The sequence below is a fragment of the Sulfurimonas sp. ST-25 genome (assembly GCF_048079205.1).
GTDB lineage: Bacteria > Campylobacterota > Campylobacteria > Campylobacterales > Sulfurimonadaceae > Thiomicrolovo > Thiomicrolovo sulfuroxydans.
Genome location: NZ_CP182225.1, coordinates 1,945,557 through 1,964,024, shown reverse-complemented (window position 1 = coordinate 1,964,024; position 18,468 = coordinate 1,945,557). Strand labels below are relative to the sequence as shown.

General features: G+C 55.1%; 23 protein-coding genes. 1 reads left to right on the top strand and 22 read right to left on the bottom strand.

Going from position 1 to position 18,468, the window contains the following annotated elements:
- The 22 genes from ACM66T_RS10250 to ACM66T_RS10145 form a co-directional block, all read right to left on the bottom strand.
- On the bottom strand, positions 1-1,302 hold the full coding sequence (locus ACM66T_RS10250; RefSeq protein WP_416768527.1) for a hypothetical protein: 1,302 nt from the start codon (positions 1,300-1,302) through the stop codon (positions 1-3).
- Positions 1,299-4,109, bottom strand: a complete 2,811-nt coding sequence (locus tag ACM66T_RS10245; protein ID WP_416768526.1) for a hypothetical protein — start codon at positions 4,107-4,109, stop codon at positions 1,299-1,301. The genes ACM66T_RS10250 and ACM66T_RS10245 overlap by 4 nt, the downstream gene beginning before the upstream one ends.
- A 3-nt stretch (positions 4,110-4,112) precedes the next feature.
- Positions 4,113-4,340, bottom strand: coding sequence for a hypothetical protein (locus ACM66T_RS10240; RefSeq protein ID WP_416768525.1), 228 nt, complete (start codon positions 4,338-4,340; stop codon positions 4,113-4,115).
- 35 nt (positions 4,341-4,375) lie between these two features.
- Positions 4,376-4,681: a hypothetical protein gene (locus ACM66T_RS10235; protein WP_416768524.1), complete on the bottom strand. Its 306-nt coding sequence runs from the start codon at positions 4,679-4,681 to the stop codon at positions 4,376-4,378.
- Positions 4,682-4,745: 64 nt separating this feature from the next.
- On the bottom strand, positions 4,746-5,720 hold the full coding sequence (locus tag ACM66T_RS10230; RefSeq protein ID WP_416768523.1) for a hypothetical protein: 975 nt from the start codon (positions 5,718-5,720) through the stop codon (positions 4,746-4,748).
- A gap of 12 nt (positions 5,721-5,732) precedes the next feature.
- The gene (locus ACM66T_RS10225) at positions 5,733-6,023 is read right to left on the bottom strand and encodes a hypothetical protein (protein ID WP_416768522.1); all 291 of its coding nucleotides are present in this window, start codon (positions 6,021-6,023) and stop codon (positions 5,733-5,735) included.
- Positions 6,020-6,307 carry a hypothetical protein gene (locus ACM66T_RS10220; RefSeq protein WP_416768521.1) on the bottom strand — a complete coding sequence of 96 codons (288 nt, stop codon included), beginning with the start codon at positions 6,305-6,307 and terminating at the stop codon, positions 6,020-6,022. The genes ACM66T_RS10225 and ACM66T_RS10220 overlap by 4 nt, the downstream gene beginning before the upstream one ends.
- Positions 6,304-6,459, bottom strand: coding sequence for a hypothetical protein (locus ACM66T_RS10215; RefSeq protein ID WP_416768520.1), 156 nt, complete (start codon positions 6,457-6,459; stop codon positions 6,304-6,306). The genes ACM66T_RS10220 and ACM66T_RS10215 overlap by 4 nt, the downstream gene beginning before the upstream one ends.
- A 2-nt stretch (positions 6,460-6,461) precedes the next feature.
- The gene (locus ACM66T_RS10210) at positions 6,462-6,767 is read right to left on the bottom strand and encodes a hypothetical protein (RefSeq protein ID WP_416768519.1); all 306 of its coding nucleotides are present in this window, start codon (positions 6,765-6,767) and stop codon (positions 6,462-6,464) included.
- A gap of 11 nt (positions 6,768-6,778) precedes the next feature.
- The gene (locus ACM66T_RS10205) at positions 6,779-7,120 is read right to left on the bottom strand and encodes a capsid cement protein (RefSeq protein WP_416768518.1); all 342 of its coding nucleotides are present in this window, start codon (positions 7,118-7,120) and stop codon (positions 6,779-6,781) included.
- 27 nt (positions 7,121-7,147) lie between these two features.
- Positions 7,148-9,070 carry a Mu-like prophage major head subunit gpT family protein gene (locus ACM66T_RS10200; RefSeq protein WP_416768517.1) on the bottom strand — a complete coding sequence of 641 codons (1,923 nt, stop codon included), beginning with the start codon at positions 9,068-9,070 and terminating at the stop codon, positions 7,148-7,150.
- Positions 9,063-10,436 (bottom strand): phage portal protein, encoded by a 1,374-nt coding sequence (locus ACM66T_RS10195; protein WP_416768516.1) that lies wholly within the window; start codon positions 10,434-10,436, stop codon positions 9,063-9,065. Before ACM66T_RS10195 ends, ACM66T_RS10200 begins: the two co-directional genes overlap by 8 nt.
- Positions 10,433-10,648, bottom strand: coding sequence for a hypothetical protein (locus tag ACM66T_RS10190; protein ID WP_416768515.1), 216 nt, complete (start codon positions 10,646-10,648; stop codon positions 10,433-10,435). The genes ACM66T_RS10195 and ACM66T_RS10190 overlap by 4 nt, the downstream gene beginning before the upstream one ends.
- The gene (locus ACM66T_RS10185) at positions 10,626-10,856 is read right to left on the bottom strand and encodes a hypothetical protein (protein ID WP_416768514.1); all 231 of its coding nucleotides are present in this window, start codon (positions 10,854-10,856) and stop codon (positions 10,626-10,628) included. Before ACM66T_RS10185 ends, ACM66T_RS10190 begins: the two co-directional genes overlap by 23 nt.
- A gap of 233 nt (positions 10,857-11,089) precedes the next feature.
- Complete coding sequence (locus ACM66T_RS10180; protein WP_416768513.1) at positions 11,090-11,293, bottom strand: hypothetical protein; 204 nt, start codon at positions 11,291-11,293, stop codon at positions 11,090-11,092.
- Positions 11,294-11,305: 12 nt separating this feature from the next.
- Positions 11,306-13,156 carry a terminase gpA endonuclease subunit gene (locus tag ACM66T_RS10175; RefSeq protein WP_416768512.1) on the bottom strand — a complete coding sequence of 617 codons (1,851 nt, stop codon included), beginning with the start codon at positions 13,154-13,156 and terminating at the stop codon, positions 11,306-11,308.
- The gene (locus ACM66T_RS10170) at positions 13,153-13,830 is read right to left on the bottom strand and encodes a hypothetical protein (protein WP_416768511.1); all 678 of its coding nucleotides are present in this window, start codon (positions 13,828-13,830) and stop codon (positions 13,153-13,155) included. The genes ACM66T_RS10175 and ACM66T_RS10170 overlap by 4 nt, the downstream gene beginning before the upstream one ends.
- A gap of 133 nt (positions 13,831-13,963) precedes the next feature.
- Positions 13,964-14,701: a phage tail protein gene (locus tag ACM66T_RS10165; RefSeq protein ID WP_416768510.1), complete on the bottom strand. Its 738-nt coding sequence runs from the start codon at positions 14,699-14,701 to the stop codon at positions 13,964-13,966.
- Positions 14,701-15,531 (bottom strand): hypothetical protein, encoded by an 831-nt coding sequence (locus ACM66T_RS10160; RefSeq protein WP_416768509.1) that lies wholly within the window; start codon positions 15,529-15,531, stop codon positions 14,701-14,703. The genes ACM66T_RS10165 and ACM66T_RS10160 overlap by 1 nt, the downstream gene beginning before the upstream one ends.
- Positions 15,531-16,796 carry an AAA family ATPase gene (locus ACM66T_RS10155; protein ID WP_416768508.1) on the bottom strand — a complete coding sequence of 422 codons (1,266 nt, stop codon included), beginning with the start codon at positions 16,794-16,796 and terminating at the stop codon, positions 15,531-15,533. Before ACM66T_RS10155 ends, ACM66T_RS10160 begins: the two co-directional genes overlap by 1 nt.
- A gap of 133 nt (positions 16,797-16,929) precedes the next feature.
- Complete coding sequence (locus ACM66T_RS10150; RefSeq protein ID WP_416768507.1) at positions 16,930-17,220, bottom strand: hypothetical protein; 291 nt, start codon at positions 17,218-17,220, stop codon at positions 16,930-16,932.
- Positions 17,221-17,223: 3 nt separating this feature from the next.
- Entirely contained in the window at positions 17,224-17,742 is a 519-nt protein-coding gene (locus ACM66T_RS10145; protein WP_345969624.1) for a phage regulatory CII family protein, read from the bottom strand.
- A 146-nt stretch (positions 17,743-17,888) separates the two neighbouring features.
- Between ACM66T_RS10145 and ACM66T_RS10140 the strand changes: the two genes are divergently transcribed.
- The gene (locus ACM66T_RS10140) at positions 17,889-18,374 is read left to right on the top strand and encodes a YbjQ family protein (RefSeq protein WP_416768506.1); all 486 of its coding nucleotides are present in this window, start codon (positions 17,889-17,891) and stop codon (positions 18,372-18,374) included.
- The last annotated feature ends 94 nt before the right edge of the window (positions 18,375-18,468 follow it).

Genomic DNA, 18,468 nt, shown 5'->3' with positions numbered 1-18,468 from the left:
TTAGTAAAGTCCAGTCACTTCGAGTGACACTGTTGATTTTGATGGCCCTTGCAGGGTCACGCCGAAGGATGAAATGACACCGAAAATATTGACGGCCTCGTAGGTATCGCTCTCGTCGCCGATGATGGCGATGGGGGTATTTCTTACTGCCTCCAGGTCAGCGATCACCCTGGCGGTGGCATCCGTATCGACGATGGAGTCAATATCGATCAGCGGGAGGTAGACGGCCGTTTCCGTCGCCGTTGAACTACCATCGGTATTCTGCGTGACGACGGTGTAGTCGACACCTCCGCGGCGCACATCCCAGATAGAGACGGCGATGGGCTTGGCTTCCCCGATGATCATGACTCCGCATGCAGCATCATCCCCGCCATTTTCGATAGTGACGGCGATGACAACGTCTCTGACGATTGAAGTGCGCCAGTAGGTATAGGACACCATGCTTTTAGCCATCCATGTCCCCATGAAATAATCCAACCAGTTCTCAGGCTCGAAGGTGAGATCCTCCGTATGGCTTTCGATGAGCTCTTCCGTGACACTGTCATATACTTCAATGGTGATACTGTCTGCTTCCAGGTTTGAAAAGAAAAGTCCATCTATCTCATAGCCCCCGATGCCAACTGACAGATCCCCTGAACCATAGGTTTTTGTCGTGTTCTGGCTGTCGAACATCATGAGGCTGTTCGCAGGGCCTGTCTTGAGCCACGATACCGTGTCGTACTCCGGTGTCGGTACGGCCCAGTTTGTTGCATCAGTGTTCGGGGCATCCGCCGTAATTGCCGTGTTGACAACATACGGTACACCTGGTCCTGTCCCAAGGGTAACAAATGCATTGAGTGGGTAGAAGACGGAGTCAACCCAAAGTGTGGCGGGCTCCCAGTAATTCGTATCTGTCAGCGGCTGTCCGGTATTGGACTGGACACAGCGATATAGCTGTCTGAAAGATGGATACCACGAATCCTTCAGGACGATGTCCCCAACGCTGTACGCCGTAGTGTCATTCCATATGGTATATGTCTGTTGCGTATATCGCGCATCTACATCAGGGCGCGGGAGCTTGATATAGTCGCTGATCATGACATAGGTCACCGAAGAGTAGTCAACGCGGTCGCCTTTGGCGTATTGAATGTTATTGGCCCATGTTGAAGACGACGGTGTTGCTTCGACGCACTTGTAGTAGTAGCGGTTATACATCACCATGTTATTGAGCGCATACGTCTGCAGCGAATCCCATGCAGGGTACTTATCGTCGATTGCACTGCTGGCTAGGAGGTTGAAGTCTTTCGGCACAAGAAGTGTCATACGACAGCCTTTGTGCGGAGTGCGACGCCGTCCTGTGATGTACCGTCGAAGACGGCCCGGAACTGGTTACGCAATGCGTTCATGTCCCTTGACATATTGAACATCATAGTCCTCGTCTCGCTGTCGATCGTGGCATTGACACTGATGGCTGGCTGGTATGATACGGTCGGTGTATAGGTGTAATTATTCAGCGGAACCGTCGGTACGGTAAGGTCGTGGACCATGCTGAGCATGTTGTCTGAGAATTGCACCAGGCTATCCTGCACACTTGTATCTGCGGCAACTACCTCTTCAACTGCCGTCGTCGTTGCCATGAGCGACTGCTGATAGTTCTGCGCCGCGGTGTCGGCGGCGATGAGCATCTCTGCCAGCTGTGCCCAGGCGTCGATCATCTCCGGCGTCGGGCTGGTGGTGATCATCTGGTCATAGAGGTCATTGTAGGTCTGCAGTGTTACCCCCTCGGCACCGATGCTCTTCGCGTAGCGCTCAAGGTCAGCCTGTGCGTACTCCGACAACAGGCCGAGAGCTTCGGTCGTCGTGCTTCCGGCGTTGTAGACGTCTACGTAGCGCTGAGCGGTCAACGCTGTCTGAAGCGACCCAAGGATGGCGTCGATGGTCTCGACACCCTGTTCCTTCGCATAGGATTGCCACTCTTTGTAGAGTGCATCAGCGTTGGCGCCTGTGATGGACTCGAGCATCCCCTTTCCGAGTGCATCATTGAACTTCTTGACGGACTTATAAAACCCTGACGCCATCTCGAGCGGGTCGATGCCGGCCAGCTCCGCGCCCATGGAGTCAAACGCGATGAAGAAGCCGCGGACCTGCTGAAGCGCCTTTTCGTTGTTCCAGTCTGCCGATACTTTTCCGCCGGTGGTATACCCAGCAACTGAAGACTCACTGTATGCTGCCGTCATGACGCGCAGAAGCGTATCGGCCGTGATGATGTCGCCCCAGTCGCCGGATGCCCCTCCGCTGGACTTGACGGTCATCTTCCCTGCATTCGTACCGATGAGCCCGACACCGCTGCCGCCGCTGCCGCCGAAGAGCGCCCCGATGCCGAGCCCTGTCAGCCCGCCGGTCAGCCCTGCGAGCGCCGTGCCGATCATGCCGCCCTCGTAGCTTTTACCTCCAATCTGGTTACTGACGGCTTTGAGGATGGGTTCGTAGAGCTGTACAAGCGCCCCGGCTACGGCGCCTTCCGGCCCGAGCTTTGAAAGGCTCTGCGCGATGGAATTTGCGATGTTGTTGGTGAAGTTGCTGACATCGAACTCGCCGTTGAGCGCGAGCTGCATGGCGTTGGTGAATGTCTGCGCGGCATTCTCGGTCCAGACATCCTGCCAGCCGCCGCTCTGGGCGACGTCCTCCATGGAGCCTTCGGCCTCTTTCTGCCACGCGGCATAGAACCTCTGCATTTCGTTCTCGTCGAAGAGATCCTTGACTACGTCGTGCATGGCCATGTATTTGTCATTGATCTTGTCGACGCCCGACGTGATGACGTTCATCGCGGAGGATAGCTGGCTACCCCACTGGTCGAGCTCTGGGTCTTGCTGAAGTTTTTGGAGCGCTTCATATGCCCGGTCTGCCTCAGCTACAATGTAGTCAAGCTCCTCTTCTATGGTATCTCCAAGCGATTTGACAGAGCCATTCAAGTTGTTGACGCTTTGCGCGGCATCGCCGGCACTGTCCCCAAGAGGCTTCAGTGCATCTTTCCCGGCCTCCTGTAGGCGCTTCAGTTTCCGCTCTGCCTCCGCCAGTGCTGCCTGCAGCTGCTTCTGCTTTGCTTCTGCACCGCCGCTTGTTCCAAATGCTGCTTCCCAAAAGCTTGATATTCCCGCTGTGATCGCATTTGCATGATCGTTTTTGAGCTGAGCCTTGATACCTGCTATCTGTGCCTTGATGTCTTCGATGCTTTTAGATTTTGCGACGTCCTGGAGCCGCTGTACCTCGAGCCTGCTGTTATGGATGCTCTTGGTAAGATCGTTGAAAACGTTTGCAAGGATATTAGCCCCGTTTTTGGCGCTGTCGAAAATTGGCTTTGTAAGCTCTCCTGTCAGACCGTCCCAGGCGTCGCTCATATTTGACACAGAGCCTTCAAAGCTATCTGATACCTGGCGGCCGGCCGCGGCAAACCCTGATAGCTTCTCTGTCAGCAGCTCGTATAGCTTTCCTGACTCTCTTGCAGCTTTAACCTGCTCATTTGTAATGCCGATGTTTTTTGCGACAACGGAGTTGGCATCGATGGTCCCTGATACGACTGACCGCATCTCCTGCGCAAGCTGATCCATCGGGAGCCCCATCGCCCCAGCGGCCTGCGTCATGAGCTTGGTGTATTCCACGGTCTGCTTCAGACTCATGCCGGCCTTAAGCGATGGCCCTACCGCAGATTGGAACCCCTGGGTTAGCTGTTCAAGTGTCGCTGACGTCTCAAGATTGGCCTGCTTCAGCATGGTAATGACATCGCTGCTCGATGCCATTGCCATACGGAATTTTTCCTGCTGTGAAAGCGTACGCCCCATCTGGGTTTCATTATCGGAATTGACGGAAATGAGGGAGGCGATCCCGATCTGCATCGTTTCCAGCTGCGCATTGAATCTGACGCCGTTGTCAATGGCCTGTGCGACGGTCTCCTTGAGTGCGTAATACCCGGCGACAACACCTGCACCTAATGTGATGCTCTTCATAAACCTGGTGGCATAGTCTTCCGTACGGTTGAACTCCTGCCCGAGCTTGTTGACCTCCGTACGCGTCAGGAGCAGCTCTTTCGTATCAGAGTCGATTTTGATCTTGAGCGCGATTTGGTTACTCATTTTCTACTCCTGCATCCTCTTGCATACTTTTAGTGTCTCGATGAAGTCGAGCCCGTACTTTTCACAAAACCTGTCAACGACCATCGCATTGACATTGAGCCCGCCGAAGCCGTTTGATTCGGCTGACAGCATGTAGCAGTCAAGATAGGCCCAGTCCCATTCATCTTGAAGAAAGACCGTGCCGCGCGCAACAAAAAATTCCCGCTCACTCTTATCATAGTTCGGGTGCATTCCATTACTGTCTCGGAGCTGCTTGACATACTTTTTTAGCCTTTTTTCGCGCTCTTCTTCAGCTTTCCCAGCTCTACGTCGAGCATGGATTTGAAGTCATAGATATTTCCGCTGGATGTCTGCTCCTCAACGAGCTTGTCCACGGCACCTTCACCGCCTGATTTGAGGCAACCATGCATGACGGTTTTGATGGCCTGCATTCCCTGTTTTACACCTTCAGCACCAACGATACACTCCAGCTGTGCTGTCGTCGGGTCAAGATATGAAAACGTCTCTTTTGTGCCGTCGGCAAACTCGTATTCAAAATCGATCTTTTTACGGTCAAGCTTCAGTTTAAGCATGGTCTTCTCCGGTTTGATTTTTCGGGTTGATTTGTAGCGGCTCAAACCGAAAAGCCGCCGGCCGTTATGCGGCCGCGATGTCGCTGTAGTACTTCAGCGTGAAGTTGTCGTTTCCGGCGGTCGGCCGGCAGCGGTACTGTTTCTCGATGGCATAGACGCCGTCCGTGTTGTTACGGTTCGGCGTATTCATCACCTTGGCTTTCGGGATGCTGAGCCCCCAGAGCACTGTGTCGGAAGTGTCTTCGAAGTCGACCTGCACCGCGATCTCCGTACCGGAGACGATGGCGTCATATCCCTCTTCAAATTTCCCGGACGACAGGTAAGCGCTGATGGAGAGCTGGTGGTCAGCGTTGTTGATAATGTTCAGGATCTCCGTGAGTCCCCGGGCGTAGTTGCGGTCGATGTTCATGCCGAAGCTCACCGAAAGCGGGTCGACGATCTGGCTGTTGACCGTCACGCCGGTGTTGATGCCGTCGGTCGTGGTCAGGACAGACGCCTTCGGCTTGACCGGGTCGGAAAGCGTATTCGTCTGCCCGGTTGTGTCGCTCTTGACGACGCCTGTGACGTCGAACTTCAGCTCCGTCTCTCCCCCCTTGCTGACGCTGATGGAGACTACAGCATTGGCCTTTTCGATTACCACCGTGCGGTCGGGTGTCTTGACGGTCACCTCTCCTGCGCCCTGGCGTGTGCTGTTCGGGGTAAAGTCGAAGACCTTGAGCCCGCCGACCGGCGTGCCGTCGGCCATGGTGAGATTGGATATCTTCATCATATCGGCGACACCATCTGCGATCGTGTCGGTGACCGTCAGGCCGGTTGTGCCCAGTTTCCCAAGGACGGTCGTAAACGAAAATGCGACGGTCTTATTTGTCGTCGAGAAAATCGTATCCTTCTGGGCGAAGGTGTTGCTCATGGAATCGACGTCATTGCTTTCCAGCTCGAACTGCAGATCCACGTTGCGCTCTTTCTTGTAGATGGCGCCGTTACCAACAACGGCTGACCCGTCGTGCGTACACTCAACGGTTGCGTCGGCAAGAATCATCTAGGCTCCTTTCTATTGTTCATGTGCGTTGATGGTCGCCTTGACGAACATCACGTCGAAATCAAGGTTGTCGAGCTCTTTGCGTGTGCCGTCGAACTCGAGGTCCCCGCCGTTGTCTGTATACTCTTTGAGCATATCGGAGATCATCGCCTGGGTGATCTCGCCCTCCTTGAATATCGCGGCGAACCTGGCGACGTACTGCGTCGGGTTCAGCGGATCGGCATCTAGCCGCACCACCTTGTACACAGGGATATGCTGTTCAAGGACAGCCTTGATACGGACGATTGCCTGCGCTTCCGTCATTTGTCCACCCCTACGTAGATCTCGCTCCCGTCACGCGAAGGCTTCGCGCTCCGGATCGTCTTGTCGACCGTTCCGATCGTCAGCGTGTCGCCCGTATCGATCCCGGGGACCTTTGACGCGATCACGCGGTAGATATCGAACTCAGCGTACTCGACGAGCATGTCGTCGTCCGGGATGACCTTGACCGCGAACGGTTCCCCGCCCCCGATCGAGACCGACGCATCATCACCGAGCGTTTCGTAGAACGCATCGAGATCTCCGGCGGCCATATCCATGAAGCTCACTGCTCTTCCTTCTTGCTGCTGCGTGAAGGCGCCTTGGCAGCGATGCCCTGCGCGATGAACTCTTTGGCGATCGGGTCGGCGACGTCATAGGTACTGCCGGCTTCATACGTGATGCCTGGGTACTTTTTCGTCACCTTCATAACGACTTTCATGATCAGCCGCCACGCTTCGATGCGAAGAACGCCTTGAGCGCAGACCGGTAGTCGTCTGCGCTTTTTCCATCTGCATTAACGTCATGCTCTTTCATGAGCTGCTGCAGCTCTTTGTAGTCGAGACCATTGATTTCCTCATCGGAGATGATGGGGGCTCCTTCGGCCGCCGCGGCGTATGCCGCCGCCGTTGAAGGCTTATGTCCGTTGAGGACAAGGCGTTCGCCAAGTGCTCCTCCGACGTCGACGATATCGCCGGCATCGCGAACCTTCCCGCGCAGCTTCTCCTTGGAAGTAAGTTCAACATACATAGGTCACCGCCTTACGCCGCGTTGATCTTGATGTAGATGCTCCCGGCGGCCAGGGCCGCTTTTGCACTCAGGGCACGTCCGGCGCGGACCATAGCCGCAGAAACGGTGGTAAGTACGCGGTTCGTCGGGTCGAAATAGAGAAGGTCTCCGATCGCAACTGCATCTGCATCCGCTGCGGGGATCTCCCAGACCTTTTCGACTTCGAGTGCGATAACCTCGCCCGTCAGCCCGGCCGTACTCGCGATGCCGATCATAGATGTCCCGAGAGGGACGACTTCACCCACATCGACTGCAGCTGTACAGGTATAGTCGATGCGATCGCCTGGTTGGTAGAGGGTTGCTTCTTTTGCCATTTCTTACTCCTTTAGTGGCTTACCGGCTTAGGCGCCGGCATTTTTGTAAAGTCCGCGGTAGTCTTCCGCGTAGAGACCGAAGTCAAAGACACACTCATATGTCACCCCGGTGAGGTCACGCTGCTTTTCCCGGACGACCGGGCGGCGGTTTGTCCCCTGGAGATAGAGCACCTTGATGGTACGGCGGTCGGCTGCAAGGTACCACGGAGCCGCATCGAGCTCAGAATCGACGATCAGCGTCATCGAGTTGCGATGCGGGTTCGCGACGCCGCTGTTGGTAGATGCCGGATCTGCTTCGCTGGTGAGAAGCTGGCGACCGGCCGTCTCCTGCTCCGGCGGCACGAGGAGGAACTTCGGAGCGATATTGAGCTTGTTCCCCTTTTTGTCCGTCTGGCGGCGCATTTTCGTGCGGCCCGCCGTCAGGGTGGAAGAGGAAACCGCAGCGCCGGACGCATCGTAGTTTTTGTGTGTAGATGCGTCAAAGATAGCGACACCGTCACTCATGGTGTAGGATGCAAAGTCACCCTTGCCCTGCAGCAGGTCATAGGCAAGCCCGTTCGCTGTACGGCGGGCCATACGTCCGAACTCATCGATGATATTCGTGAACGCTCCAAGGTCATCGTTAATGAGCATCTGGCGTGTGACGCGGAATTCGTTTCCGAACGTCTCCAGCTTGAACACTTCGCCCTCTTCGGAGAACTCGATGTTTTTCAGCTCACCGTTCTCTGCAACTTTTTGCAGGCGTCCGCCCGCCTTCATCGCGACGGCTGTCCCCTGTTTGAAGTCCTTGACATCGATGGAGGTCGTCCAGGCGTCAAACGTCCCCATCTCCTCTTCGAACGCCGTCGCGAGCATTTTGTTCGCAACGTTTCCGAGCAGGACCGGGAAGTCGGACGTGCTCATCGCACGCTCGATCAGTTCTTCGCGGTTGAAGCCTGTATAACCGGTGATGGCGCGGGCGATCTCCAGCAGCGATGCACCGGCATAGTTTCCGGCATCGGGGTGCGGATCAACGACGGCGACGCCGAAGCGAACCAGAAGGCTGTCGGCGACGGCACGCTTGATGTCATCCTCCCCCGCCTGCTGGCCGCGCTGGAAGCCTACGTCTTCCTGATGCTCACGCTTTATGGCGAGCATAGCGCGAGCGACCGTTTCCGCCGTTTCTTTTTTATCACCGAGGAAGCGCTTCACATCTTCTTTGTCGAAGATGCCTTCGTTCTCATCGATGACAGCCTGTATGCCGGCGCGGCGCTGCAGGTCGATGTTCTCCTCGTTGACGCGTTTGATCTCGTCGTCGAGCTCCTTCTCTTTGCGGTTGATGTCTGCCTGGTCGGCATTTTTAGCCTTCAGCTCATCGAGCTGGCGGCGCAGTTCATCGAGTTTATTCATGATGTCTCCTTCATTTGAGTTTTCGCTACGACCGATCCCGGCAGACGGGTCGGCACCAATGTCCACGAGGGACGCCTCCTTGAACTCCCAGCGGATCACCTCGACGAGCGGCACGTCGCCGTCGCGCTCGGTGATGCGCACGTCGCGTTTCCTCCCGCCGACGGAGATCTCCGTCAGTGTCCCCTCCAGCACCATCCGCCAGAACATTTCAGCATCAGGGTTGGCTTCGGAAAAACGAGCTACCGCTCTAAGCTGTTTGCTTTCGAGACGAACGTTCTCAAGGGGCCCGAGCGGGAGTTCCCCGTATTTGCCCGACCCGTGCATCCAGCGCAGTTTCGCGGTGGCGGCCCGGGTCAGGTCGACATTTTCCTCTCCATGGAGCAATACTTCGTCGTACTGCTGCCCGCTCCAGTAATCGGTGCGGCGGATCGGCGTCTCCGTCGAGATCAGGATCTCGACGCTGCGCTGCTCCTCGTTGACCGAACCGGGGTCGATGACGGCACGCGCGAACTCGCTGCTCTCGAGCAGCTTCTTCTTTTCCAGTATCTTGCCTTTAGGCATTGGCTTCCTCCTCTGTCAAGATTCCTGCCGCTTTGAGCATTTCATTCTCCTTTTTGCGTTGTTCCAGTACTTCTTCAAGGTCTTTCCCCTTGCTCGCTACGTAATCACCAAGGTTGGCGCCGCCGAGGTTGTACTCCTCGATGAAGGCCTTGATGTCCTTGAGCGGATCGATCCACTCCCGCGCCGGGGCGATCCAGCGGGGCTGCACGAATTTCTTTTTGTCGGCGAAGTAGGCATCCGGGGAGAGGCCCTTGATATTTCCCGCCATCACGTTGGCATCGAGCCACGCCTCATACAGCGGGTTGAGCACATAGGTCGCCATGTGCCACTGCTCTTCTGAAAAGAGCCTGTGGTCCTCCATCCGGCCGAGTCTCCCTGATGAGAAGTTCACCTGGGAATAATCGCGGAACGCCAGCTCATAACTGACTTTTCTGCCGACGGCGATCATTCGGATGGCGGTGCGCATGAACTCTCCGTATTCGGTGCCGTTGATGCTTTGATCTAGCGATGATAGTTTTTCGCCCTTGTTTAGGTAGTGGACCATGACGCCGTTGATGTCATAGATTGGGTCGTATGTCGTTTCGCTCTTTGACAGGGCACCGACACGGCCTGAGACGTTGTCCGTCTCGATAACCATCGCAACGCCGGATCTCGATCGAATGGCCTGGATAAACGAAGAGTTGAACCCGGCGAGGTTCCGCAGGTCGATGATGACCTGCTTGTACTCGCTGATGCCACGGTACTGGGTGTACCTGTTCGCCATCTTGTAGTAGTGAATGACATCGGACGCATCGACCTTTTTTGTGCTGAACAGTCCGTCGCGCAGGCGGTACTTCTGCGGGGCACCGTATGCATCTACCTCGATACCGTCGACAACTTCCGCAGCGGAGTTGAACGGCATCGTGTCGAAACGGTCCGTTTCGAACATCTGCAGTTTCAGCGGGTGGCGTTTGTCGTTCGTCAGTTTCTTTTGGATCAAGATCTCACCGTCGCACATCCGCTGGCCGAGGATGAGTTTTTGCTGGTCGCCGTTGTGCTGACGGCGTGTGATGTCGCAGTTTTTAGGCTCACACCATTCCTGGTAGTGGACTTCAATTGCCTTGTCAATGTAATCGATGCCGGTTTTTGACTGAAAACGCAGGCCGTGCGCCCCGAGCGTGTTGACCTTGATACTGTGGTCGATGCCGGAGATGATACCGTTGTTCTCATGCAGCCATCGCGCTCGCTGTGTCATGACGGCACGGTCCGGAGACGCCGTATCCTCGAAGGATCCGCCGGCGTTTGAAAAGTCGTTGTTCGCTCCGCGGAGCTTCCCGCCTTCGTAGAAGCCGCGCTGAATAGCGAATGCATCACGAAACAGGCTCATTTTCCACCGCCTTTAAGCGATCCGACGACCATGGAGAACAGAACGAACCCCGCCAGAATAGCGCCGAGGATAATGCGCGTGACAATGGCCCATTGTTCCGGGTTGGCGGAAAGATGGATGAAGGCCCCCAGTACGTAGAGCAAGAGCGCGATCGTCATGATCTCTACAGCATAGATGCGGCCGACGAGTTTACGAAAAGCGGACAGGGACATTCATAATCACCGGTTCGGAATTTTGGCCGGGTATATAATCACGGCCGTGGACTTCGATCTTTTTGAGGAGGTCTGCTTCCTGTTTCTGGAGCAGACTGTAGGGGATGCGTTGCAGTTCTCGGTCGGCGATTTTGTAGCTTTGGCCGGAGAGAGCGAGGTCCATTGCGGTCTGAACGGCGTCGAGGCGCTGGCCGAGTGTCTTTGCCACTGTCGCATCCTTTTTTTGAAGTGATGCCAGCAGTTTCGCAGGATGTCAAAATTTACTCTAGGCCAAAAAACTTAGACCTAGCATTTTTTTTAAAAATTCGCTAGATGTGCAAAAGTTCGTAAAACAGGGGTTTAAAGTTCGTTGATTTAATTTTTTTAAAAAATGCATCTTGAAAAATGCCCGAAAAAATTCGCAAAATTTAAAAAAATTCGCATGAATTTGTACAAATTTCGCTAGGAAGCAGGGGCGATATCGGGGTAAATTACGCTGAGTTCCTCCAGGAGTTCGTCGTAAATCTTCTCTTTCATGATCTTTTCTATCGCCAGCCCGATGCCGATGGAGTACTTTTCCATGCAGTAGTAGATGACGCGCTCGGTGCGTCGCTCTACCGATGGCCTATTTTTGATATTTTCCCTGCCGTCCCAGAAGTTGCTCATCATTTCCCCCTTTTAAAAATTGTCCGTGTAGTCTCCGCCGGTGCTCGCTGGAGGCCTTCTGCGCTCTTCGCGTTTCGGCGCTATGGATTCGCGCTGCATGAAACGTATCCCGAGCAGCTCCCCTAGGAATGTGATGTAAACGGCGTCATCCCACTGGTGGTTATCTGCTTTCGGTGAGATCTTGCGCCAGTCCCACTTCTCGACGCCCGTTTTTTTGTTGACCTCGCAGTGCTTGTACTCGCTCGTCATCTGCTTCGCCCAGTCCTGGTCCGCTTCGGCGTGGACGCTGAGCAGGTTGTCGTGGGCCGTTTCCCCGCGCTTCGCCATTTCGATGGAGCGCTGGATCTGGGAGTGCAGCATGTCCTTGAAGTACTCCGTGTCTATGATATAGAGTTTAAGGCCGGTCGCAATGGTCCTGCCGTCGATATCGCGCTCGACGTTGCTGACGATCCACGGGCTCTTCGGCTTGCCAGACGCACCCTTGACCGGGATGCAGATTTCGGAATGCATGGCACAGAACTCATAAACCTCGTCACGTTTGAAGCCAGAGTCGACGGCACAGATGTTGACCATGCCGTATCCGCCGTTCTCGCCGCTCCATTGTGTGTAGAGCACACGTTCGACATCGGCCCATGTCTCAACCCTTCCATTGAAAAAGAAGTGCTTTCCTGCGCCGTATTTGAGCGCTGCAACCTGCACCCAGAAGTGGTCCAGCTGCACGTCGACGCCCATGGCAATGGTGTAGGTGTCGTTTGGTACTACCCCCTTCGGTGTGTCGTTACGGAGCAGGAGTAGGTCGTCTGGCGGCGCGATGTCTCGTTTCTCTTCCCACGGCAACCCGAGCACGGTGTTCGTAAATACCTTCTCTGCCTCGTCATCACCCATGGCGTCGAGCCACTCCTGGACGATGTCGGCCCATGTGAAGTGCGGGTCGTGAGCATAGGCTGACCAGATCCTGAAGGAAGCGCGACCTTTAAAAGGTTTAGAGGCGATCCATTCTCCTTCCAGGTCCATGCCGTACTTCTGCGACTCTCTGATCAGCTTATGGCATTCTATGCATTCAACGGCCACGGACTCTCTGATAAGAACGCTGTCGTCTCCGACTTCCCAGCGGAAGTTTTCGAATTCAAGCGTCTGCATGTGGCCGCAATACGGGCAGGGGAGAAACCGCTGGCGCTGATCTCCGGCCTCGAAGCGCTTGTGGACTCTCGATGCCTTCAATACCGTCGGCGTCCCGCCCGTGATGTTCTTCCTATTCCAGAACCCGCTGGACCGCTTATGGAGGAGGAGGACCTGGTCGCCCTCTTCACCGGCGGCAAGCTGCCAGCCGTCTATCTCGTCCCCGATGGTGACTCTCGTGGTACGGCGTCTGAAGTTCCTTGGAGAGTGGGCCCCGATGCCCTCCCATATCCCGCCGGGGTACATCTTCTTGACGGTCTTCTCTTTTTTGTTTCTCCCACGCAGGCTGTCAGTATTTATGAGATGCCTGATGACTTCGTTATCCCTGGTCATCGGTTCAAACTCGTCCTCGGCATACCCGCGGATCTCGTCATCCGTCGGCTGAGCATGGAGGATGGAACACGGGTCCTGGTGGATAAAGTAGCCCTGGGTGATGTTCAGCATCTTCGTGTATCCGACACGGGCAGACTTCTCGACGTCGACGAACGGTGTCGTTAGGTTTGTCATCTCGTCAAGTATTTCAACCTGCCACGGGTCCGTGTGCCACTTCCCAGGGCGGGAACTTGATTCAGGAGAGAGCCAGAAGTACCTGTCAGCCCACTGGCTTCCGGTTAGCTTCGGCTTCTCCTTGAAGAGCGAAAACCCGAACTCTATGACCTCGAGCATCTGCGATGAAAGCTTCATATTTCCCCCATAGCGCTGAAGTCAATGTCTTTTTTGATCCCATTGATGTGATCGATCAGCCAGGAGTACTGCTCTTCCGTCATGTCGTTGAAGTACGCACGCATTTTATGTGGGATCTCGTCTAGCCTGGTATTGACAGGAGCGAAGATGAATTCAACGGCCGCCTTCGCATCCGATATCGGTATCAGCTCTCGGCGCATTTTCTCTACCTCGAGTTTCGCCTTCTGCCCAAGCCAGTACTCCTTGTCGGCCTTATTCGCGGCGATACTGCTCCCTGGATGTTCATTATCCTGCTCGTTTTCGTCAGGGACGCCTGCGGCGAGCGCGGCCTGCTTTGCATCCTCCGCCTCCTGCAGCGTCCTGCGGTACTCTTCGAGCTCATCACTACTCATGGTTCCAAGCGTCTTGTACTTTATCTCCTGGTTGAACAGGTCGTTATCGTCCACCCGAGCCTTTGCGTTCGCCTCTCTCTGGGCATCGCGTGTCGGGTCTTTCGAGTCGTTGATGTCCTGCTTGACCTCTTCATACTTGAAAAATTTTTTCGGGCTGGGAGGCTTGTGGTGGTACCGGATCTTCCCGTCGGCAACCATCTGCGAAAAATACGATTTGCTGTACTGGATGCCGTCATTCTTCAAACGTTTGAGACACTGAGTTGCAGTTATCAAATCAATCACTTCACCACCTCGTTATTTGTTCAGTGAACGTTCCACTCTGGAATTGTTAAGCAAGTTTGAACCTCGGTAAATAGGGACTTTCCGGGGTTCACACTACCCGCAGGAGATACACTTTCCAGAAGGACCCGCGCCATCACCACCCCTTCGCATTTCTGATCGCCGCAGCTCGAGCGACAGCATCGGATAGGTGCTTTCTACCCATTCTTGCATAGACCTTCCGCACGGTGACCTCCATATCCAACCGCTTTCGATAGGTCGGCTTCTCCGAAATGCGCAGCATGCAGATAGGTTTATCATGTCCTGGCATCCTTGCGTAGACCCCTGGGGCCAGCGGCGACTTAGAACGCCCGGTGATGACGAAGTATCTCGCTCTTGTCTTCCTGCCGCCTTTCGCCCGGCTCGCCTGCGTCTCGTTAGCGTTGAACCCTGCCTTGTAGAACAGCTTGATCTGACTCATCATCTGAACGTACGCGCTCGGCCTGATCGTCACGCCTGGCGACGGGGTGAGGATCTCGTTCCGATGCATGAGACCGAGGTAGATCATCGCCTTCTCCATCCCCTTGCGCTCACGGTCCCCGCCGACGAAGTGATGGACCAGCACACGATACTGCCAGCTCCACTCATCTGCATAGAGCAGAGCATACGGCTTTGACTTCGTTGCTTTCTTCACGCGGAGTGCATTAGGTATCTGCTTCTTTTTGACGTTGAGGTTTCCTTTGATCTCATCACGAATCGATCCCATCGCATCGAAGGCAAGGTTATTCGTCGCCGTCATCGTGATGTACGGCACGTCCTTCCGTTCAACCGTTGTCAGCGCCTTTATCAGTTTGTCAAGCCCGCGGTATGCCCCGCTGAAGTCAGCCTTTGCCATCACGCCCCCTTCGCCGCATACTCTCCGAGGTACTCGACTGCCCCGGCCTGCAGCCGCCCCATGAAGACAGCCATCGCGATGCGCTTCACGACGTTGTCGTCGCCGACGAGCTCGTTCTTTGCCATGTCGTAATAGCCGACGTGCTCCCCTCCGTTCGAGTCGGTGATCTTCACCTTCGGGTTCATGTACGCCAGGAACTTCGACTCGGTCAGGAAACGGGCGAGCCCGAGGATGAATCCCTCGTGCGACTGCTTATCCAGAACATACATCAGGTACATCGCCGCGATATCCTTCCACCCAAGCGGGTTGCTGTCGGAAAAACCCTCCCACGCCTCTTTGGCTGCAGGTCTGTTTCCGACATTCTTCGGCGCGGCAGCCTGACACGTAAAAAACAGGTAATGAAACTCGCCGTCGCTTTTATTGTTATTGTCTTTATTAAAATCTTCCCTCGGTTGCTTCTGCTCGGTTTGCTCGGCTACTTCTTCAAACACACCTAAATCATGGGCTTTATCGCTGCTCGGTTTGCTCGGTTGCTTCTGCTCGGTTTGCTCGGTTTGTTTTACGGCATAGCTATAGTGTTGCTGATTTTTCAACTGCATCCCGGCGACATACCGCTCGCACTCATGGTGGAATTCGACGACCCAGTCATGCGCGGTGCTCCGCGAAACGTCCCACGAGTTCGCATAGAACGATTCGGAGTTATGCTCCCCGTTCTCCTTGTCATTCCAGTACTCCATGAATGCCCTTGACTTCTTACGCCCGCGCAGTCCGCGCTTGCTGTTGAGCTCGTTGATATAGTCGATCGGGTAGCTTCTGTAATTGAATCGCATCAGTTGATCACCACCATATTGATATTCCCAAGTTCAGGATCGGTTACATTCATATGACCCGTATACTCGACTTCGACGGCTGCCTGCCTCGGGGTCGTGTGCCTCAGTACCTTCCGGTGCCCCAGCAGCTTGATAGCCCCGTAGTTGTCCTTGCGAAGTGTGATCTCCCTCATATGAAGGTTGCTCTCGTCGAGGTCCTTTGTGCGCTGGTCGGCGTAGACGCGGTCCGCTTCATAGACGGCTCTGCAGGCATCCACGATCGCCCCGGCGCCCCTGGTACTCGCCGAGCCGTCGTCCGCGCCTTTCCGGCTGTGGTGCAGGAAGCAGATGACGATGTTCCGCTCCTTGGCCCAGTTCATGAACGGCTGCATGAATATCCGTGCTTCGGAGTTATCGTTCTCTTTCGCACCGTAGAAACCCAGCAGCGGGTCAAGAACGATCAGATCGTATACCATCAGCTTCCGCTTCATGCGGTAGAATGCCGCTTCATTCAGATCGCCGTTCTTCATCATATGCACCGGAGGAACGTCGATGATGTCCAGGTTAGGGAACTCGTCGAGTGCTTTGCCGAACATGATGCGTGCTATCTCTTCCGCGCGGGATCTCGACTCGAAGTCAGGGTCCTCGCTCAGCCAGAGCACGACACGCTTACCGGGATCCGCCATCGCATGCCGGATCCCGGCCTGGATCGCCAGCCACGTCTTCCCGGTGCCCCCGGGCGCCGAGATGATCGACAAGGTCCCCCGCGGCATCGGCAGCCAGTCTTTCAGGATGAACTCCGTCTCACCGTGTGCGACCTTGTACAGCGGCCGAATGACGATTCCGTCGCTCGCCACGTCCGTTTCCGCTATCTTCGCCAGCGTAGACTGCAGCGCCAGGATAGATGCCTGTCCGCTCTCGTGCTCCTCGACGATCTTCCGCTTCGACTCGTCGGCCGCGGCGATGACGTCACGGCGCATGGCGAAGTCGGCAACGGCCTCGATGTACGCCGCCAGGTTCGATATCGGCGTGGCAGACATCATCTCGAGCATCATCTGCTCGTTCATCTGCCCCATCTTCTCCAGCTCGGCCGCGACGAACTCCTCGCACACCGGGTTCCCGTTGTCGGCAACCGCCTCCATGGCCGCGTATGCACTGCGATGGAACGGCATGTAGAACATGTGCTGAGAAAGAAGGTGGCGGTACTCCATGAAAAGGTCTGCGTCGAACAGGATGGAAGAGAGGATAGCCCGCTCGAATACGGGGTTGAAGAGCTCTACCTGCATGGTTCATCCCCCGTATAACCCTTGCGCTTCAGGTGATGCCTGGCAACGGCATAGAAGCGTGCCTTGCGCGTATACGGGTACTTGCTTATCGACTTGACGCGTGCCCGGATATGATTGATGCGATCGATACTCATCAGTACATCCTCGCCCCGGGCTTCTGCTCGAACGGGCAGCCGGTCCCCTTGTAGAAGTAGCGGGCGTGAGTACCGGTGCGGCGCTCGTTTGGCTCGTCGTAGACCATCAATGGGCTTTCGACACCGGCCTCTTCCAGCTTGTTATGCAGGTCGGCAATCCGCTGGGCGATGTTCCTTATCTTGATCGGCTTCAGCTCCCTCGCCTCGTCGTCGGTAAGAGACCCACCCTTCATAAAGATTATGTGAAGGGTATACGGTGTGGAGTTCTTTTTGAATCTTAACGTCGGCATGCTCTACTCCTCTTCGTGGGGTTGTTTCGCCTGTTCGATCATATTTTCGAATGCCTTGATCTGCCGCCTGGCTTCGTAGGCAATCCTCGCGAGCTCTTCGGCTTCGAGGTCGTCGATGACCCCGTCGTTGTGCAGCGAGGTCAGGAACTGCTGTGACAGGTCGCCTGCCAGTGCCGCGATCTGCAGCAGCTCGTCGCGGACGTCGTCGTGCGATGCGGCCGCCTGGGCCTCTGTCACGAACACGCCGCCGGCCTTTTTGGCGAGCGCGTCCATGATCGGCCTGGCATCAGGCCCCAGCTCCTCGATAAGGACGACAAGCTGGTCGATTGATAACGGTTTAGGTTTATATGGGTTGTATGTCGTATAATTAAGTGCAGAAGAGAGCTGGATGTGGTCGTTCGGCCCGTTGTATCCGAGCAGCGGGGCAAAGTGCTGCCGCTCAGAAACAGAATGCCTCTTGCCGAAAAGCTGCATCGCTGCGATCACGGATTTGTAGATGAATGGGTGTTTCGGAAGTGCCATTTTTGGCTCCTTTGAGTCCCGATATCTGAAGAGCAGCACCTCAAAGGGTTTCCAACTGCTGCTCAGATAAGGGTGTTGGAATACATAATAATAGACAATTGTTTAGTCTATTGTCAAGTATATTTCATTTTTTGGAGGAAAATTGTATGGCAACATGCAAAAGCTGCGGCAAAGTAGTAAGTGTTCTTGATATGGTGGATGGGCTTTGCAAAGAGTGTCAGTCGCCGGATGTCTTCAACGAAATAGCGCTGAAAAAAGAGCGCGAGGCAGAGCTTGCCGCAAATGCAAACGCCGTAAACTCGATCATGCTCACAACCGAAATGGCTATCGCCGACCAGGTTGAGACAAGACTCGGCATGGTGACGGCGCAGCGCATCTACGGTATCAACATCATCAAGGATCTCTTTAGCTTTGTACGCGACATCGTAGGCGGGAGAATCAACTCGCTGGAGCGTGCGCTCTCCGACGCCAACAGAGATATTCATAAAGAACTGAGAGAAAAGGCTTATCTCGCCGGGGCCGATGCCGTCATAGCGGTTAAAATTGAGCATACCTACAACAACAGCAACGCAGGAAGCATCTTGTCAGTTTTTGCTACCGGGACAATGGTGAAGCTCAAAAATGACAGCTGAACCATGGTACGGATCCCCCTCGCCGACGCATGCCGTGAAGAGTATCATTTCAGAACGTAGGCTTGTAGAGGAGAAGTAGAATTATTGTTGCATT

Coding starts and splice junctions, on each gene's coding strand:
- ACM66T_RS10225 (WP_416768522.1), bottom strand. CDS start 6,023: ATGACGGAAGCGCAGGCAATCGTCCGTATCAAGGCTGTCCTTGAACAG.
- ACM66T_RS10190 (WP_416768515.1), bottom strand. CDS start 10,648: ATGTCCCTGTCCGCTTTTCGTAAACTCGTCGGCCGCATCTATGCTGTA.
- ACM66T_RS10150 (WP_416768507.1), bottom strand. CDS start 17,220: ATGCCGACGTTAAGATTCAAAAAGAACTCCACACCGTATACCCTTCAC.
- ACM66T_RS10195 (WP_416768516.1), bottom strand. CDS start 10,436: ATGAGCCTGTTTCGTGATGCATTCGCTATTCAGCGCGGCTTCTACGAA.
- ACM66T_RS10235 (WP_416768524.1), bottom strand. CDS start 4,681: ATGCTTAAACTGAAGCTTGACCGTAAAAAGATCGATTTTGAATACGAG.
- ACM66T_RS10230 (WP_416768523.1), bottom strand. CDS start 5,720: ATGATTCTTGCCGACGCAACCGTTGAGTGTACGCACGACGGGTCAGCC.
- ACM66T_RS10205 (WP_416768518.1), bottom strand. CDS start 7,120: ATGGCAAAAGAAGCAACCCTCTACCAACCAGGCGATCGCATCGACTAT.
- ACM66T_RS10200 (WP_416768517.1), bottom strand. CDS start 9,070: ATGCCTAAAGGCAAGATACTGGAAAAGAAGAAGCTGCTCGAGAGCAGC.
- ACM66T_RS10215 (WP_416768520.1), bottom strand. CDS start 6,459: ATGAAAGTCGTTATGAAGGTGACGAAAAAGTACCCAGGCATCACGTAT.
- ACM66T_RS10155 (WP_416768508.1), bottom strand. CDS start 16,796: ATGCAGGTAGAGCTCTTCAACCCCGTATTCGAGCGGGCTATCCTCTCT.
- ACM66T_RS10250 (WP_416768527.1), bottom strand. CDS start 1,302: ATGACACTTCTTGTGCCGAAAGACTTCAACCTCCTAGCCAGCAGTGCA.
- ACM66T_RS10240 (WP_416768525.1), bottom strand. CDS start 4,340: ATGCACCCGAACTATGATAAGAGTGAGCGGGAATTTTTTGTTGCGCGC.
- ACM66T_RS10175 (WP_416768512.1), bottom strand. CDS start 13,156: ATGAAGCTTTCATCGCAGATGCTCGAGGTCATAGAGTTCGGGTTTTCG.
- ACM66T_RS10210 (WP_416768519.1), bottom strand. CDS start 6,767: ATGTATGTTGAACTTACTTCCAAGGAGAAGCTGCGCGGGAAGGTTCGC.
- ACM66T_RS10245 (WP_416768526.1), bottom strand. CDS start 4,109: ATGAGTAACCAAATCGCGCTCAAGATCAAAATCGACTCTGATACGAAA.
- ACM66T_RS10180 (WP_416768513.1), bottom strand. CDS start 11,293: ATGAGCAACTTCTGGGACGGCAGGGAAAATATCAAAAATAGGCCATCG.
- ACM66T_RS10145 (WP_345969624.1), bottom strand. CDS start 17,742: ATGGCACTTCCGAAACACCCATTCATCTACAAATCCGTGATCGCAGCG.
- ACM66T_RS10165 (WP_416768510.1), bottom strand. CDS start 14,701: ATGGCAAAGGCTGACTTCAGCGGGGCATACCGCGGGCTTGACAAACTG.
- ACM66T_RS10140 (WP_416768506.1), top strand. CDS start 17,889: ATGGCAACATGCAAAAGCTGCGGCAAAGTAGTAAGTGTTCTTGATATG.
- ACM66T_RS10160 (WP_416768509.1), bottom strand. CDS start 15,531: ATGCGATTCAATTACAGAAGCTACCCGATCGACTATATCAACGAGCTC.